Genomic DNA, 16399 nt, shown 5'->3' with positions numbered 1-16399 from the left:
TACCTTTGGCCGCAGCAGTGCCTGCTAGTATTGTGAACATCTGCCGCTCAAAGCTTGAGCATGCGCCAAGTTTGAGAAGGGCCGTCTCTGCAGCAGCTATCCATGTCAGAGGTGCTCGCAGAAAGCTTTGTAAATTTGCGCACAGTGGGCAGATAGCTCAGGTGGTCCAGAGCGCTTGCCTTACAAGCAAGAGGTCGGGAGTTCGACTCTCCCTCTGCCCACGCAGGAGTGGCGGAACTGGCAGACGCGCCGGACTCAAAATCCGGTGGGGCTGAAAACCCCGTGTGGGTTCGACTCCCACCTCCTGCACAGGGAGACCGATCTACGCCGACCCTCCCGGAGTGCTTCGAGCCTCACAGAGTGTATGCCTTCCTCCCTGCACCCCGACTGCGGGCAGCGGATAGCAGAACGCTGGGCGTTAGCAGTTGCAATCTTCGCCAGCTTCTTCGACACCTTCGCCATGCTCCCAGTCTTGCCCGTCTACCTCCGTGGGATAGGGGCCGAAGCATGGCAGATTGGGCTCGTCATGAGCACGTACTCGCTTGTGGGGCTTCTAACACAGGTGGCAGGTGGCTACGTTGCTGATACATTTGGCCGAAAGCGGCCGCTCGTGGCGAGCCTCATAGGGACATCCGTGGTGTTAGGACTCTATGGCGCTCTTCCATCCGTGTGGTGGCTCGCTAGCCTACGTGTCCTCCATGGAGTCCTTGGAGCTTTTTCCCTACCAGCCCTCTTCGCGCTGATTGGTGAGCAAGCTGGAGGGCAACGGGTAAAAGCCATGGGCTATGCTGGAGCTACCATAGGACTGGCAGCGATCGTAGCTCCGCCCATTGGTGGCATCCTAGCCCAGCACTTTGGAGCACCCGTTCTCTTCGCGAGTGTTGCTGTACTGATGGCACTGGCAGCACTCCTCGTTTGGCAGTTCGTGCCCGAGACTCTTGTCCTCAGGGCCAAGTCTAAATTGCCCCAACCTCTAACAGTCCTCCGCGTCCCCTTGCTTGTAGTCACATACTCGCTGACAGCGTCGTTCACTTTCTGCATGGGGACGCTGGCGTACACTCTGCCACTCTTACTGGTGGAACGCGGCTACACAACGGCAACCGCAGGCCAGCTCTTGGGCTGGATGGCACTCGTGTCTGTTCCGATTATGGCGCTCTTTCGGCGCGGGCAACCGTTAGAGCGTGCTCTGCTTGGGTTAGGGCTAATTGCAGCTTGCCTAGCAGTGCTGTGGAAGCTCCATCCACTCTGGAGTTTAGGCATAGCCATGGGGGTCTACGGAATCGGCTTCGGGCTGGTCTTTCCAGCACTCCACGTCCTGGTAGCTGAACATGCCCCAGCATCACTGCGTGGTTCTGCCTTCGCGCTACTCTACGTGTTCTATTCTGCCGGCATCATTGCTGGCCCAATCGTGGCAGGGTTTGTGATCTCCTTCCTCTCCCCGGGCATTGTTGCAGCCGCTACAACTGCCGCTATCTTGTTGGCAATTGCGGGGTGGAGAGTAAGGGAACGCCGCATGCACTGGGTACAGGCATGAAGCCCTCGGCCCACGAGCTCCTCGCCAACATGGTGGAGGCAGCGCTAGAGGCAGGGGCGCTGCTCCGTACTGGCTTTGGCTCCTCTCTAGTGGTGGAGCGCAAGGATGGACGCCACAACCTGGTGACGAACTACGACCGACGGGCGGAGGCACTCATCGTTGAGTCCTTGCGACGACGTTTTCCAGACTCGGCATTCTGGGCCGAAGAGAGCGGACACTCCGGTAGCGCGCACCATCGGCTCTGGTGGCTAGTGGATCCACTGGATGGAACAGTCAACTTCGCGCATGGCATCCCTATCTTCTGCGTCAGTATCGCAGCGCTCTACGAACAGGAAGTCCTCTGTGGCGTCATCTACCAGCCCCTCCTGGGGGAGCTATTCACGGCTATTCGCGGCGAAGGAGCATGGCTCAACGGCGAACGCCTCCATGTTTCGCAGACTACTCAGATAGAGGACGCCATCCTCGTGACGGGCTTTCCTTACAACGTTGCTGACAACCCGGGTAACTGCATGGAGCACTTCCTGCGTTTCCTTCACCTTGGAATACCAGTCCGACGGCTAGGATCAGCAGCCCTCGACCTAGCATACGTTGCCGCTGGCCGCTTCGACGGCTTCTGGGAGGTCGCTCTCCAGCCGTGGGATGTCGCCGCTGGCATCCTCTTAGTGCAGGAGGCCGGAGGTCGGGTGACGCACTATGACGGGACAGCCCATCGTTTAGAACCTCGGTCCTCCATCGTAGCCAGCAATGGACAACTCCACGAGCAGATGCTACGGGTGCTGCAAGACTGAGATGCTGATCTCCGTCACGTACGTCTCTGGAGCGGGAAACACGTTTACTCTCGTGCGAGAACGGCGTCGCCGTTTGCCTCTCCCGGTATGGCGACGGCTGGCACGCCAGCTCTGCCAGTGGACCGATGGGCTCTTGCTCGTGGGGCAGCCCGATGCGAACGGCCGTATTCCAGTCCACTACTTCAACCCCGATGGCTCCACCGGAATGCTGTGTGGGAACGGAGCCTGCTGTGCCGCAGCTGTCGCTATGGACCAACAGCGGCCCTCTGTGCAGCTACTCTTTGCCGGACAAGAAATTGAAGCCACGGCGACTGACAAAGGCATCCGCCTCCGGTTAGGGCCACCACCTGTACCGCCTCGAGCATTGTCCGTGGAGCTTCCCGAGAGAACACTGCACCTTTGGTTCGTAGATACGGGGTCTCCACATGCAGTCCTCCCCCTCTCGGAGCTAACCGCTACCTCCGCAGGTGAGAGCCTCGAGTCGGTAGACATGGAAGCCTTAGGCCGCCAATTGCGGTACCATCCGCGCTTTGCTCCCGCTGGTGTCAACGTCAGCGTATATGCCCCAGCGGAGGGCGGCAAGCTCCGAATCCGGACATACGAGCGCGGAGTCGAACGTGAAACCCAAGCATGTGGTACGGCAGCTATAGCGGTCGCCCTTACTGCATGGTTCCGTGGCGAGGCCTTGCCCCCGGTTGAGCTGATTCCACGGAGCCGTGTTCCGTTAGTGGTTGACTGGGAAGGTGAGGCCGCAGAGCAGCTCCGCGCTGTCTTCCTGGAGGGTAGCGTCCAGGTCTTGGGGAAGGACACCGTTGAAGTGTCGCTGGAGGAGGAAGAGTGAAGAAAGCACAAGCCTTCCGGCAGCGAGCAGAAGCACTCTTTGGCGAGCTCCAACACCATCGGCGATGGTTACACCAGCACCCTGAGCTCTCGTTCCAAGAGCACCAAACTGCTGCCTACATCCGACAACAGCTCCAAGCCTTGGGAATCCCCTTCCGGACGGCCGCAGAAACAGGCACGATTGGCCTCTTGGGGTCTGGCAACCCCTGTGTCGCTCTCCGAGCGGATATTGACGCCCTACCGATAGAGGAAGCCACCGACCTCCCATTTGCCTCGCAGCAGCCCGGCGTCATGCATGCTTGCGGGCACGACATGCACACAGCAATGTTGCTGGGAGCGGCAGCACTGCTGAAGGAGTGCGAGGCTGAGCTTCCTGGGAGCGTACTGCTCATTTTCCAGCCTGGCGAGGAGCAGCTCCCTGGCGGGGCCTCCCTCCTCTTAGCTGAAGGGGCCCTGGAGGACCCAGCCCCTGTTGCTGTGTTTGGGCAGCATGTGTATCCGGAATTGGCCGTCGGCCAACTCGCTATTGCTGCAGGCCCAATTTTCGCAGCAACCGATGAGCTCTTCTGGACGCTGAAGTCGAGCGGAGGACACGCCGCTCAACCACATCGGACAGGAGACCCTATCGTCACTGCAGCTGAGCTCATCCTCCATCTGCAGACCCTCATTAGCCGGCGCCGCGACCCATTCCTGCCGGCGGTACTCTCCATCACGGCAATCCACGGCGGGACCGCAACGAACATCATCCCAACGGAGGTGCGCCTCCAGGGCACGCTGCGAAGTTTTGACGAAGTGTGGCGTCAGCAGACACTGCAGCAGCTCCAGCGGGCTACCTCTGCTATCACTGCCCTACATGCAGTCCAGGCAACCCTAGAAGTGCGGCGTGGTTACCCTGCACTGGTCAACCACGAGTTGGCAACTGAACTGGTGCGCCAAGCAGCAGCCACCATCCTAGGGCCCTCTGCAGTCGTACCGTTCCAGCCCGTCATGTGGGCTGAGGATTTCGCTTACTACAGCCAGCGCTTCCCTTCGGCCTTCTGGCTGCTCGGGGTACGCCCACCGGAGCTTGAGGCAATGCCAGGTCTGCATCATCCGTCCTTCGCGCCGAGCGAAGAGGCTCTCCCGATAGGTGCTGCGCTGCTGGCAGCGGTTGCATGGAACGCACTGGAGACGCTGAGGGGCTGACGCTGCGGATAGACAGTGCCTGCAGCTTCTGTTCTGGACTCGGGCAGTGGATACACCGTCGTGCAGCACGCCGCGGACTTCCGTTACGGGTCATGCCGTTGCCAGAAGGTTCCGATGCTGTGGTCGTGGAGTATGGTGGCCAACGCTTCGAGGCTGCGGAAGCCCTCTCTGTGCTGCTGCAGTACTTAGGCGGTGGCTTCCGTGTATGGGCATGGCTGTTGCGCGTGCTACCTCCGCCATTCCGAAACGCTTGTTATCGCTGGGTAGCCCAGCATCGATACCGACTCTTCGGACGGACGTCGCACACACGAGGAGCATGTAGCCATGGCTCGTTGGAGTGAGCAGAGTCTAGTTGTCGGTTTGGTCGTTCTCCTCGTCTTTGGCCTCGTCCTCGGTGTCATATGGTGGCAGCAACAAGCGCGCGAGATGTCCACGCCGCAACAAGTGCGATGGACTCCTGACTCTCTGGACGCCGTGGGCCGAGCCTTCCTTCGGCGGATGCAGGCCCTACTGCTGCAAGCTCTGCAGCAGGGACCGGAGGCTGCTGTGCGCATTTGTGCTGATACGGCTCAGCGGTTCACGGCATCGTTTGCTCAGCAGCACGGCATCTCCATCCGCCGGACAGCATTGCGATGGCGCAATCCACAGAACCGCCCGGATAGCCTGGAAGCTGCATGGATAGAGCAGTTCCAACGTTGGCGGAGTGAAGGTCGATCGCTGGATACAGTGGTTGTCGTCTACCACGAGAGCGACGTTCGCCTTCTCCGCCCTATCCTCCTCCAGTCAGAGCTCTGCCTGATGTGCCATGGCAGCCCTGAGCAAATCCCTAGCTCTGTGGCTCAGCTCCTCAGTGAGCGCTATCCTGAGGACAAGGCACGGGGTTTCCGGGTGGGAGATGTCCGGGGTGCTCTAAGCATCCGGGTACCGAAGGCACTGGTGTCGGCAGCTCTGTAAGCTGCTGGAGCAGTATTTGCACGGCTTCCTGTAATGTACTGCCAAAGCTCAGGAGGCCATCCTTGTGGCCACCCATAACGATGAGCCCGTGCCTTTCAAGCCGATGCTCGACCACAAGCCTCATAAGCGCCAGTGCTAGCTCGGGAGTCCCGTACGGTATGGCTGGATCTGTCGTTGGGCAGATCCCAAAGAGCCGCTCCCAGAGAGTGCGATGATGGGCATGGACGACCGCTCCGATGGTTGGGGAGCTAAGGTAGAGCGCTGCATGGCTCAGGCTCTCCGAAGAGGCACGGACTAAGCCACGACAGCGCAGGAAATTCCGGTGAATGTCTACCTCCGCGACTTCCGAACATCCCTCAGCCGTTAGCTCTGCGATCCCGCCTGTACCGTTGCCCGTAATCAGGAAGTGTGCACCTTCACCGCAGCGGATGCTCACGTTCCCATAGCCTACGCCAGCGGAATCTGCCCCGATGAGCCCGTACCGAAAGAGGAGGTTTCGCCACCGGCAGAGTTCTCGTAGCCGCGGGGATTCGGGGAGTGGAAGCCGCTCCCATTCGTACTCGAACTTAACGGTCCCCTCCGACGCGTACATCGGCATTCCTGGCCAGTGCTTCTAGTGCGGCTTCCGTCGGCTGAATGACGCCATGCTCAGTAATGAAGCCCGTGATCAGCTCTGCTGGGGTGACGTCAAAGGCTGGGTTCCACGCTGGCGCTCCTTCAGGCGCTATGCGAACCGTCGCAATCCCATTGCCGTCCCAACCACTGGTAGTCAACACCTCGTCCGGAGAGCGCTCCTCAATTGGGATCGCCTGCAGACCGTCGCTCAGTCCCCAATCCACAGAGGAGCTCGGAGCAGCCACGTAGAACGGTACCCCATACCGATGGCACGCCAGTGCCTTGAGGTAAGTCCCAATTTTGTTGGCTGTGTCACCTCGTCGGCTGATGCGATCGGCCCCAACGATAGCAACATCAACCATCCCTCGCTGCACTAGGTGCCCGCAGGCGCTGTCGACGACAATCGTGTAAGGGATACCCTGCTGCTGGAGCTCCCAGGCCGTCAGCGCCGCTCCCTGGTTTCGGGGACGTGTCTCGCTCACCCAGACATGAAGCGGAGTGCCCGCTTCAGCAGCAACGTAGACAGGGGCTAGGGCCGTGCCGTAGTCAACGCACCCTAACCAGCCAGCATTGCAGTGGGTCAGGATGTTGAGCGGTTTACCACCCCGCTGTTCTGCAAGCTGCTGGAGGAGCCGAGCGCCATGTTCCCCAATACGACGACAGCGGTCCACCTCTGCTTCTACCAACGCATCCACCACCTGAAGGAGCCGAAAGCGGAGCTCCTGCGGCTGTTCTACGCCATCTACAGCCGCCATAACCGTTGCTACTGCCCAGGCAATGTTAACGGCTGTTGGACGTGTTTGCCGCAGTACTGTTGCTGCTCGCTGGAGAGCCTTCCGGAGCTGGTCGTCCGGAGCCGAAACGGCAGCCAATTCCAGCCCATACGCAGCAGCAGCGCCGAGGGCAATTGCGCCGCGGATGTGCATCTCCCGGATCGCCCGCGCCATCTCCTCCACCGTGTGCACCTCCTCCACCACGAAGCGATGTGGGAGGAAGCGCTGATCAATGAGAGCAATGACCCCCTCGCGCTGTCGCCAGATTGTGCGGTATGGCACCCCGTTCACTATCATGCCAGGGAGGCCTCGCGGACCGGGGCAATATCTCTCCTACGAGGGTGCAAGCCGTGAGCACGGCGCCGTTGTGCCAGCTCCAAGCTGAGGAGTAGAGCGTGGTACATGCTGCGGTGGTCGGCAATCCCTTTGCCTGCAATATCGTACGCAGTGCCGTGGTCAGGCGACGTACGGACGAACGGAAGTCCGAGCGTTACGTTGACCCCACGGCCGCGAGCTAGCAGCTTAAAGGGGATAAGTCCCTGGTCGTGGTACATCGCCACGGTGACGTCGTACTCCTTCCAGCGCTGGCGCGCAAAGAAGCTATCGGCAGCAAAAGGACCGTCCACAACATACCCAGCACGACGCAGCTTCTCTATGGCAGGCTGAAGCATCCGCTCCTCATTCCCTAGCCTGCTACTCTCGCCAGCATGGGGATTGAGCCCCAAGAGCGCTATCTTGGGCTCTCGTAGGCCAAAGTCTACGGAGAGCCCATCGTGGAGGCGCTGCACGAAGGCAGAGAAGGCTTCTGGCGTCACCATGCTGTGGACTCGCCGCAGCGGGACATGGGTTGTCAAGAGAGCCACCCGTAGAGAACCCGCAACGAAGAGCATCGTCGGAGTACGGTTCGGATAAGGGTGAGCCAGATACTCCGTCTGGCCTGGGAAGCGCCAGCCAATCTCGTTCATGAGGTGCTTCGTGATCGGCAGCGTAACAATGGCATCGGCCTGCCCACTCCGAGCTAACTCTAGCGCGGTTGCCAGCGCTTCCCATGCTTGGCGGGCTGCCAGCGGATCAGGGTAGCCCCAACGAACGGGGGCGTACGTCTGGCAAGGAATTAGCTCCACCGTGAGGCGTCCTATCTGCAAGCTCCCTTGCTGGAGCTTGACCGATAGACAACATCCATCGACGTACTCTGCCACCGACCTCGGATGGGCAATGAGGGCCCATCGGGTGCCGAAGACCTTCGAATGGCGCTGTGCCTCCGCCAGGGCCTTCACCCAGACCTCCAATCCGACACCGTTGCAGTCTCCAATCGTGCAAACAATCCGCATCGCCCTTACCTCCCTGTGCCCAGGCAATAGACGCCGAGCAGTGCTAAACCGTTTAAGAACAAGCCGTTACACTGGCCTCTGCTCCTCCGGCGTCTGTGCTCTGCTGAGAGCGTACGGTAGGACCAATGTGGTTCCTCGTTCTTGCTCTTGGTGCACTGCCGGGAACCCTGTGCCGGGCAAACGACTCCATCTTGCCGCCAGCGATCCTCATTGCTCAGGCCCGACTCGGCACTGGCTTTGCTGGTTTCGGCACACAGAAGTTAGAGGCTGCCATTACGCTCGCTGTGGAGGTCTCCGGCCGATACACCGTCGTCCCTGCACTACAGCGAGACTCGGTCATCGAAGCCCTTCAGCGTGAAGGGCTGGCACCGACAGTACGGGCTGTGGCGCAACGTCTAGGATGCACCGCTATCTGCTTTGCTCTGGCAGAGCGCTTCGTCCACCTGGTCCGCGTAGAGGTCGTGCTGCGATGGGCGCCGGAGTATGAGTCCGAAAGCCGCGGCGTCGGTTACGCGCTGGCTCGATACGCGAGAGTCGGCTCAGGAGAGCCCCTCTACGACCCGGCACTCTTAGAAGCAACCCAGCGAGCATTTGCCCTCTGCGTCGGCGACAGCACACTGTACGCTACCCACGAGCCCCCGTTACGGGTCTATCCAGCTCCGTTACTGGCGGTCAGCAGCATCAGCTACAGCGAAGAGCCGGGACTACCACCATGGCAGCTCTTCCGGCAGAAGGTCGTCAGCTCCTACGATGCCGTGCTCAATGCAATTGACACCGCCCGCCACCATCCCCGCTTCGTCGTCTGTGACATCGACACGCGCGACTCCATCTATGCCCTCGGCCGACTCCGTGAGCCCGAGAACTACAATCCGCCGACAGCCTTAGAGCTGGAGCTGCTGGCCAACATGGGCGTAGAGTACCTCCTTGCCGGCTCATTCCAGCGAACGAGCGAGGGAGCCCACCTCCGGATGGAGCTCTACCGGCTCTCCCGAGTCGGCCAAGCGATCGCTCCAGAGCTCATCGCAGCCGCGGACACCAAGGTGCACGACGACTCTGTGCTGGAGTTTCGGCGAGCAGTCCGGAAACTGGTTGGTCAGCTCCTATGGCAGCAGCCGTAATTGAGGTCTTCGTGTGCCGGGCCTTCTCCGGACAGATTCTACGCCTGCAGCTACCGGCTCAGCATCCCATCCAGGATTTTCTCGGGCAGCTTGCCGAACAGCTTCAGCTCAGTGCTGACGTAGACTCCTTAGGGCTCTACAACCTGACGCAGAACTTCGAGTACCTCCGCACCGACACTCTTGCCGATCGAGGCACTCGAGCAGGAGACTTGCTGCTCTTGGCACCCGGTGGCACTTGTAACATGCGACGATGAGCGCCGACGGTACGGCATATCAGCGGGCTGCTGAAAGACTCTGCCAAGCTCGTAGAGTGGTTGCCTTTACCGGTGCGGGAATCTCCGCCGAGAGCGGTATTCCTACTTTCCGCGACCCTGGAGGACTTTGGGAGCAGTTCCGACCGGAAGAGCTTGCGACTCCAGAAGCCTTCGAACGGAACCCAGACCGCGTATGGGCATGGTACCAGCACCGCCGCCGCGTCATCGCTGCTGCTGAACCCAATCCTGGGCATTACGCCTTAGCGGCTATGGAGCCGCACTTCGAGGAGTTCACGGTCGTCACGCAGAACATTGACCAACTCCACCAACGTGCCGGGAGCCGCCGGGTGCTGGAGCTCCACGGCTCTATCCTGCGGAACCACTGCCATCGCTGTGGCCGGCCTTACGAGGCACCGAATCTGCCCGAAGAAAGAGCTCCTACTTGTCCCCACTGCGGTGGTCGGATCCGCCCGTCTGTAGTCTGGTTTGGGGAGCTCTTGCCGGAGGACGTCTTCGCTGAAGCGGAGCAAGCAGTCGCTCGCTGCGACGTATTACTCTCGATTGGCACCTCAGGGGAGGTCTACCCAGCGGCAGGGCTCGTCTGGCAGGCGAAACTGGCGGGAGCAACGGTGATAGAAGTGAACCCCAACCCAACGGAGCTAACACCTGCTGCCGACATCGCTCTCCGCGGCTCCGCAGCAACTGTTCTGCCAGAGCTCCTCCGCCGGCTCTGCGAATGCCGTCAAAAGCTCTCGAAGGCAGGATGATCGTCGGCATCGGCGTTGATATCGTTGAGGTCCGCCGCATAGAGGCCGCAATAGAACGCTACGGCGAACGCTTCCTTCGCCGCATCTTCACGGACGTGGAGCGCCAGTACTGCGACCGCTTTGGCCAGCGACGTGCCCTTCACTACGCTGCCCGATTTGCTGCCAAGGAGGCCTTCAGCAAAGCCATCCGAACAGGGATGCGCCCTCCGTGCCTGTGGAATGCGATTTCCGTCGTCAACGGCCAACTGGGTGAACCGGAGCTCTTGCTTGGAGGCGAACTAGCACGCCGCTATAGCGGCTACTGCTTCCACGTGTCGCTGTCGCACACGGCAACGCATGCTGTGGCGGTTGTCGTAGCCGAATTGGAAGACCACAGCCGGACCTAGGTGGACTCTGCCCTTTAGCGCTAGTTTCACACCCAGTGCTGTAAAGTTGCCACGGGCAGACGCTATCGTGGAAGTTGCCGCGGGCAGATGAGGAGGGAAGCATCCCCGTAGCTGAGGAACCGGTAGCCCTGAGCGAGGGCTTCAGCGTAGATATCGCGCCAAAATTCTCCCACGAAAGCTCCCACCAACAGGAGGAGCGTGCTCCGCGGCTGGTGGAAGTTCGTGATGATGGCATCACAGAGCTGGTAGCGGTAGCCAGGCATGATCATCAGCTCCGTCGTCCCCTGGAGCTGCCCGATGCCATGGTGCTGCATCCACTCTAGGATGGCCTCGAATGCGTCGGCTGGTGGGGGGAGTGGTCCGCGAAGGAGGTCGTACGGTTCCCACTGAGGCAGCTGCAGAGTTGGGGAAGCCCAAAGCTCAGAGTCTCTCCGAACGAAGAGGCGAACCCCATGCCAGTAGAGTGTCTCCAGCGTCCGTACAGAGGTAGTCCCTACAGCAACGAGCCACTGCCGGTCAGGATGGCGGAAGAACTCTCGCAACACCCGAAGCGTGGAATCTGCGACACTCAAAAACTCACTGTGCATCTTGTGCTGGCGGGCGTCCGACACCCGAACGGGTTTGAAGGTGTCCATGCCGACGTGGAGGCATACGTCCGCAATCTCGATCCCTGCCTGCTTGAGCCGCTGGAAGAGAGTCTCCGTGAAGTGCAGTCCCGCCGTTGGAGCGGCGACTGACCCCGGCACACTAGCGTAGACGGTCTGGTAGAGCTCCCGGTCGGCTGCTTCATCCTCCCGCCGCAAGTACGGTGGCAGCGGAACTCGTCCCAGCTCTTGGAGGAGCTCAGCTAACGTCGCCGTTGCAGGCTGCCAATCCAACCAGATACTCGCTTGTCCGGCAGCATAGTCGAGAAGGCGAGCATGGAGCCTCCACCTTCCCACCACTAGCCCTAGTTCTGTGCCAGGGCGCAATCGGCGACCCCGCAGCAGACACTCCCACTCCACAGGCGGATGCGCAGCAAACCCGGCCTCTGGCGAGCCTTCCAGTGGCTGTAGCAGCAGCACCTCTACTACTCCTCCCGTCGGCTTACGTAGGAATAGGCGAGCATGGACAACCTTCGTCACGTTGCGCACGAGCAGTGTACCCGCAGGGAGCAGCTCAGGGAGTTCAGCGAAGGTGTGATGCCGAATCGTTCGGGTACGACATTCCGCTACCAGTAGCCGACACTGGTCTCGCTCTGACAACGGATACTGCGCAATCCGATCCGGCGGGAGCTCGTACAAGTACTCTTCCAGCAGCACCTGCGGGAGAGTCTCCGACATGCTGCCTCCACCTATGGGCACAGCATACGACGTGCCCTGTGGGTCTGTATTTTCGCGGCGGTCTCCTTTCGGTGCACCTCCCATGGCTGCAGACTTCCCGACACGCCAGAGAGACTCTGACTTCCCAACCCAGGTTCCTCCACAGCGCCGCAAGACACCGTGGTGGATACCCCCACTCGTCGTTGCGGGACTCGCTGCCGTTTATGTACTACTCAGCCTGCTCCTGCCACGATGGCTACCCTTAGATGACCTCAAACTGCCGAGCATCACTACTGGCGATCGCGAGCCCTCAGTGCTCCTACTGGAGCTTGGCAGCCTCCCAGAGTGGCGCCAAGGCTCCGTAGCGGAGCTCTTCGGTGCCCCACCGCAGGCGACCTTTCGCGAAACTCTGGAAGCGCTCCGCATAGCACAGTCTGACCCCTCCATCAAAGGCGCATACCTACGGCTCAGCCTTAGCAGTACGGGCTGGGCACAGCGAGAAGAGCTCATAGAAGCCTTGCTCGAATTCCGCAAGAGCGGCAAGTTCATCTACGCCTTCATGGAGGCTGGCGACGAACGAGACTTCATGCTCGCTGTTGCTGCAGACAGCATCTTCATGCCACCAGGAGGGCTACTCAAGCTGAGCGGCTTCTCCGTCTCGGAGCTATTCCTCACTGGCCTCTTGGAGAAGCTCGGTATCTCCTTCCACGTGGAGCAGTTCGAAGAGTACAAGTCTGCTGGCGAGCCATATGTGCGCCGCTCCTTCAGCCCGGCGGCGCGAAGCAACCTCTTGGAACTGTTGCAGCAGCGGTATCGGCGCTTCGTTGCACTCGTGGAGGCACAGCGAAAAATAACCCCCTCAGAGCTCCAGCGGCTCCTGTCCAAAGGAGTCCACACGCCGGACTCACTCCGTGCTGCAGGGCTCATCGACGGAGTGGCCCATGAAACTGAGCTCCTCATCTCCTTAGCCCGCCGAATAGGCCTCAAAGACACATTGGAGATGCGGGAACGGCTGCTCAGCGTTGCCCGCTATCGTGACACGAAGCCTTGGGAGCATTGGCACAAACGAGCGCCCTCCCGCCCAGCAATCGCGATCGTCTACGCAAGCGGCCCGATCGTGCCTGGCCGCCAATCCAACCCCTTCTCATCCCCTGTTATCGCTGCAGAGGACCTGATCGAGGCCCTACGCAAAGCTGAACAGGACAAGGACATCGCTGCGATCATCCTCCGAGTAGACAGCCCCGGGGGCTCCGTCCTCGGCTCGGACGCCATCTGGACCGAGCTTCGCCGCATTGCCCAGCACAAGCCTATCTACGCCTCTCTGGGCCCAGTGGCCGCCTCTGGAGGATACTACCTCGCCATGGGGTGCGATACGATTATCGCCCACCCGACGACGATTACCGGCTCTGTTGGAGTCATCCTTATGCTCCCGAACTACTCAGGCGCGATCCGAAAGCTGGGTATAACGGTTGACACCGTCACATCGAACGACGGTGCTCTATTCGCTGACCCATCCTTGCCCTATCCGAAGGCCCAGCTCCAGCGCTTTCGGGAGCTTGGTGCCGAGATGTACCAGCTCTTCCTCCAAAAAGTCGCCGTCCGACGGAACATGAGCCTGGAAGAAGTGCGCGAGCGTGCTCGAGGACGAGTCTGGAGTGGTGAAGATGCTTACCGCCAGCGGCTTGTGGACACCCTCGGAGGACTCTCCGTAGCAATCAACATCGCTAAGCGCCGCCTGGGAATCCCGCCAGACCAGCCTGTGGCGATCCGAGAGTTCCCCGAACCCAAGGACCCGCTTGACCTGTTGCTTGAGGCCTTACGCGGAGGATCCTCCGGCAGTGCACTATCACGCCTCAAAGAAGCCTTCCTGGAGCTTGTACCCCAGCAAGCCCGCACCGCTGCACAGCACGCACTCCAGCTCCAGAAATTGAGTCAGCGTGAGCCCCTACTGCTGGCTTTGCCACCAGAGTGGGAGCTACTACGCTGAAAGGGGCCAGAGCGCCCTTCATCGCCACTCGTCTATAGTTACCAGAAGTAACGACTGGCCCCTGCATCATAACCAGTCCCTGTAAAATTCTAGCGCTGCTGGCGTATGCCAGTGTACCGTAGATTAAGACTGAGGCATGCCCGTCCACTTCCGACGGCGGAGGCGGGCGATGAAGAAACCGTCGGTGCCATGGACAGAAGGGAGGAGGAGGCACTCAGGGAACTGAGGAGGAGCCTGCGGGAGTTGAATCCCTGATGCACGGAGGACCTCAGAAACGGGTTCCAGCTCCCATTCTGGCTGACGTTCCAGGAAGTACCGCACCACTCCGAAGTTCTCCTCCGGCATCAGCGAGCAGGTAGCATAGACTAGCACGCCCCCTGGAAGGACACGCTCGGCGTAACGCTCTATGAGTTCTCGCTGTCTCCGCTGATGACGGGCAAGCGCCTCCGGCGTCAGACGCCATTTCAGGGTGGGCGTACGGCGAACCGTTCCTAGTCCCGAACATGGAGCGTCTACAAGGACCGCGTGGAAGCGGTGCGGGAGTGCTCGTGGTAGCTGCCCTCGAGGGAGAAGAAGAGGACGCACCGAACTGAGACGGGCTCGCCGCAATCGGACCCGGAGAGCCTGCAATCGTTGGTGGTCTATGTCGGTTGCCCAAATCTCACCTCTATCCCCCTGCAACACCGCTAAGTGGAGCGCTTTACCACCTGCCCCAGCACAGGCATCCCAAAGCCGCCAATCAGACTGCGGTGCAGTGGCATACCCAACGAGTTGGCTTGCCTCTTCTTGGACCTCCACAACTCCACTCCGATGGAGCTGTAGCTCATGCAGCGCGATGCGCTCCCACAGCCGTATCCCGACCGGCGAGAATAGGGTTGGGACGGCAGAAATGCCCTGCTCTCTCAGAGACTGCAGCACAGTTTCCCGCGAGCTCTGGAGAACGTTGACTCGGAGGCATGGATATGCAGGCTGGAGGAGGGCACGGCAGAGTTGCACAGCATCCGATGGCTCCCACCCATACCAGGGATTCTCGAGCCATCGCTGGAGGATCCAGTCGGGAATAGAGCAGACGGCCGAAATGAGTTGCCATGCCTCCGGACTCCACTCCAGACATGGACGCCGAAGCACTTTAGCTGCCTCCAGCTCCAAGCTACAGAGCGCCCGCCACAACCCCTCGAGCCACGGCCGCGCCTGCCCCTTCCATCCCGACTCAGCCAGAACCCGCTCCCAGAGTTCCTCGTGCTGAGCTACCGTACCGGCTTGGAGAGCTGCGGCACAAGCAGGAGTCAAATGCGGGTTTCCCAGCCGCGGCCCAAGGTAGCCCATCGCAGCTACCAGCAGCCGCTCCCTGGGGACCGAGGGATGGGAAATCCGCGCTACGCACCATCCGAGCGTTCCCCAGCATCGCAGTGTAGCGAACGCCACCTCTGCAATGAATCGGCGCTCCTTGCTCCCCAAGTATGTCCGCTGGCGGAAGAAGTCCTGAGCAACGCTGTCTGGCGGCTGTGGGGAGCGCTCCATCCGACGTAGCAGTTCGCCGGCATGTCCCAAGAGGGACTCAGCGCGCATGGAAGGACATTAAAAGCCACCGTCGCTCCAACACTCGCTGCCGCAACTCCTCCAGTAGCTGCTGTAGGAGCTGGAGTGCTACTGGGTCAACAATGAGTCCATCTTGGCCAACTTTCTCCCGGACACGAGCTACCAGCACCTCTGGTTTGGCGAGCACCTCAGCATTCAAGTATGACAGCACTTGGCGTAAGTGAAGCTGAGCCCGTAGAGTGCCGAACTCCCCAAGCGTCGCCCCGATAATTGCGACAGGCTTTCTCTCGAACGGATTCTCCGCCGGAGGATGCGACATCCAGTCAAGGGCATTCTTCAGTACCCCAGGAATGGAGTGGTTGTACTCCGGAGTCGCTATGACGACCGCGTCGGCCGCTCGGATCCGCTCCTTCAGCGTCTGCACCGCCGATGGTACCGGCTCCTCTTCGTCCTGGTTGTAGAGCGGGATCCCTGCGAGCGACACCTCCTCAATCTCCATGTCGGCCGGTGCTACCTGTTGAGCCGTCCGCAGCAGCTTCCGATTGTAGGACTCCCGCCGCAAGCTGCCAACGATGCCCACCACGTGAATCATGTGCAGTTCGACTCACACCGCGAGACTCTGTTCCTACGACGGAGGCAGCCAACGGCCTCAATCCGCTAACTTCCACCACGACTCTGGAATAGCCAACAGCAGCAGGGTTGCTCCGATGAGAGCCATGTTCTTCGTAAACTGGGTCAACTCTACCATTCGCTGTACGGGGTCGCGTACCCTCCAGAAGGCGTGCATCCAAAAGGTGACCAGTCCCAGGAATGCGACTAACGCCGCAACTCCAACAGGGACATACATGCCCGACAGGATCGTTATCCCACCTACTGCGAGCAGTATCCCGCCGACGTATACGGCCAGCGTCGGTGCCGGCACCCCGTGCAATGCTGCGTACTCGCTTAGTGCCTTCGGTGCAATCAACAAGTGGTTGAGGGCATTGTAGAGCCAATACAGTCCAAACAGAAGGCGCCCAAGTACTTA

The 16399-nt window shown here is 60.5% G+C and carries 18 protein-coding genes and 2 tRNA genes; 13 read left to right on the top strand and 7 right to left on the bottom strand.

All coding sequences use genetic code 11. The annotated features are described in order from the left end of the window. Nucleotides 1–146: 146 nt before the first annotated feature. From NZ960_02135 to NZ960_02100, 8 genes are all read left to right on the top strand, one after another. Nucleotides 147–221 (top strand) — tRNA-Val (locus NZ960_02135). Between the two features lies 1 nt (nucleotide 222). Then, a tRNA-Leu gene (locus NZ960_02130) sits at nucleotides 223–309 on the top strand. Nucleotides 310–364: 55 nt separating this feature from the next. Further along, on the top strand, nucleotides 365–1534 hold the full coding sequence (locus NZ960_02125) for an MFS transporter (protein ID MCS7176414.1): 1170 nt from the start codon (nucleotides 365–367) through the stop codon (nucleotides 1532–1534). After that, nucleotides 1531–2322 carry an inositol monophosphatase gene (locus NZ960_02120; protein ID MCS7176413.1) on the top strand — a complete coding sequence of 264 codons (792 nt, stop codon included), beginning with the start codon at nucleotides 1531–1533 and terminating at the stop codon, nucleotides 2320–2322. Before NZ960_02125 ends, NZ960_02120 begins: the two co-directional genes overlap by 4 nt. Nucleotide 2323: 1 nt before the next feature. Next, on the top strand, nucleotides 2324–3163 hold the full coding sequence (gene dapF / locus NZ960_02115; protein MCS7176412.1) for a diaminopimelate epimerase: 840 nt from the start codon (nucleotides 2324–2326) through the stop codon (nucleotides 3161–3163). After that, a complete protein-coding gene (locus tag NZ960_02110) occupies nucleotides 3160–4347 on the top strand; it encodes a M20 family metallopeptidase (protein MCS7176411.1) in 1188 nt (395 codons plus the stop codon). The genes dapF and NZ960_02110 overlap by 4 nt, the downstream gene beginning before the upstream one ends. Next, nucleotides 4317–4688, top strand: coding sequence for a DCC1-like thiol-disulfide oxidoreductase family protein (locus tag NZ960_02105; protein ID MCS7176410.1), 372 nt, complete (start codon nucleotides 4317–4319; stop codon nucleotides 4686–4688). Before NZ960_02110 ends, NZ960_02105 begins: the two co-directional genes overlap by 31 nt. Continuing rightward, entirely contained in the window at nucleotides 4672–5301 is a 630-nt protein-coding gene (locus tag NZ960_02100; protein ID MCS7176409.1) for a DUF3365 domain-containing protein, read from the top strand. The genes NZ960_02105 and NZ960_02100 overlap by 17 nt, the downstream gene beginning before the upstream one ends. On the opposite strand, the gene NZ960_02095 is transcribed toward NZ960_02100, so the two are convergent. From NZ960_02095 to pdxA, 3 genes are read right to left on the bottom strand one after another with little or no spacing between them, the layout of a single operon-like run. Next, on the bottom strand, nucleotides 5195–5899 hold the full coding sequence (locus tag NZ960_02095) for a class II aldolase/adducin family protein (protein ID MCS7176408.1): 705 nt from the start codon (nucleotides 5897–5899) through the stop codon (nucleotides 5195–5197). The two genes, NZ960_02100 and NZ960_02095, sit on opposite strands and share 107 nt — an antisense overlap. Further along, the gene (mtnA, locus tag NZ960_02090; protein ID MCS7176407.1) at nucleotides 5868–6986 is read right to left on the bottom strand and encodes an S-methyl-5-thioribose-1-phosphate isomerase; all 1119 of its coding nucleotides are present in this window, start codon (nucleotides 6984–6986) and stop codon (nucleotides 5868–5870) included. Before mtnA ends, NZ960_02095 begins: the two co-directional genes overlap by 32 nt. Beyond that, a complete protein-coding gene (pdxA, locus tag NZ960_02085; GenBank protein ID MCS7176406.1) occupies nucleotides 6983–8020 on the bottom strand; it encodes a 4-hydroxythreonine-4-phosphate dehydrogenase PdxA in 1038 nt (345 codons plus the stop codon). Before pdxA ends, mtnA begins: the two co-directional genes overlap by 4 nt. Before the next feature lie 125 nt (nucleotides 8021–8145). On the opposite strand from pdxA, the gene NZ960_02080 reads away from it, so the two are divergent. From NZ960_02080 to acpS, 4 genes are read left to right on the top strand one after another with little or no spacing between them, the layout of a single operon-like run. Beyond that, complete coding sequence (locus NZ960_02080) at nucleotides 8146–9138, top strand: hypothetical protein (protein ID MCS7176405.1); 993 nt, start codon at nucleotides 8146–8148, stop codon at nucleotides 9136–9138. Further along, complete coding sequence (locus tag NZ960_02075; protein MCS7176404.1) at nucleotides 9123–9392, top strand: hypothetical protein; 270 nt, start codon at nucleotides 9123–9125, stop codon at nucleotides 9390–9392. The genes NZ960_02080 and NZ960_02075 overlap by 16 nt, the downstream gene beginning before the upstream one ends. Beyond that, nucleotides 9389–10159 carry an NAD-dependent deacylase gene (locus NZ960_02070; GenBank protein MCS7176403.1) on the top strand — a complete coding sequence of 257 codons (771 nt, stop codon included), beginning with the start codon at nucleotides 9389–9391 and terminating at the stop codon, nucleotides 10157–10159. Before NZ960_02075 ends, NZ960_02070 begins: the two co-directional genes overlap by 4 nt. After that, on the top strand, nucleotides 10156–10545 hold the full coding sequence (acpS, locus tag NZ960_02065; GenBank protein MCS7176402.1) for a holo-ACP synthase: 390 nt from the start codon (nucleotides 10156–10158) through the stop codon (nucleotides 10543–10545). The genes NZ960_02070 and acpS overlap by 4 nt, the downstream gene beginning before the upstream one ends. Before the next feature lie 62 nt (nucleotides 10546–10607). On the opposite strand, the gene NZ960_02060 is transcribed toward acpS, so the two are convergent. Then, nucleotides 10608–11867, bottom strand: a complete 1260-nt coding sequence (locus NZ960_02060; protein MCS7176401.1) for an S-adenosylmethionine:tRNA ribosyltransferase-isomerase — start codon at nucleotides 11865–11867, stop codon at nucleotides 10608–10610. Nucleotides 11868–11949: 82 nt separating this feature from the next. Here NZ960_02060 and sppA point away from each other — a divergent pair, with 82 nt between their 5' ends. Next, complete coding sequence (gene sppA / locus NZ960_02055; GenBank protein ID MCS7176400.1) at nucleotides 11950–13833, top strand: signal peptide peptidase SppA; 1884 nt, start codon at nucleotides 11950–11952, stop codon at nucleotides 13831–13833. Nucleotides 13834–13956: 123 nt separating this feature from the next. Here the strand turns inward: sppA and NZ960_02050 are convergent, their stop codons facing one another. Genes NZ960_02050 through NZ960_02040 form a run of 3 tightly spaced genes read right to left on the bottom strand, consistent with a single transcriptional unit; the run spans nucleotide 13957 to nucleotide 16381 of the window. Further along, nucleotides 13957–15402: a hypothetical protein gene (locus NZ960_02050; protein ID MCS7176399.1), complete on the bottom strand. Its 1446-nt coding sequence runs from the start codon at nucleotides 15400–15402 to the stop codon at nucleotides 13957–13959. Beyond that, nucleotides 15392–15964, bottom strand: coding sequence for an NAD(P)H-dependent oxidoreductase (locus NZ960_02045; protein MCS7176398.1), 573 nt, complete (start codon nucleotides 15962–15964; stop codon nucleotides 15392–15394). The genes NZ960_02050 and NZ960_02045 overlap by 11 nt, the downstream gene beginning before the upstream one ends. 57 nt (nucleotides 15965–16021) lie before the next feature. Then, nucleotides 16022–16381, bottom strand: a complete 360-nt coding sequence (locus tag NZ960_02040) for a DoxX family protein (protein MCS7176397.1) — start codon at nucleotides 16379–16381, stop codon at nucleotides 16022–16024. Nucleotides 16382–16399 lie beyond the last annotated feature (18 nt).

The sequence above is a fragment of the Candidatus Kapaibacterium sp. genome, from assembly GCA_025059875.1.
Lineage (GTDB): Bacteria > Bacteroidota > Ignavibacteria > Kapaibacteriales > HRBIN21 > HRBIN21.
This window is presented reverse-complemented; position numbering and strand designations above follow the sequence as displayed.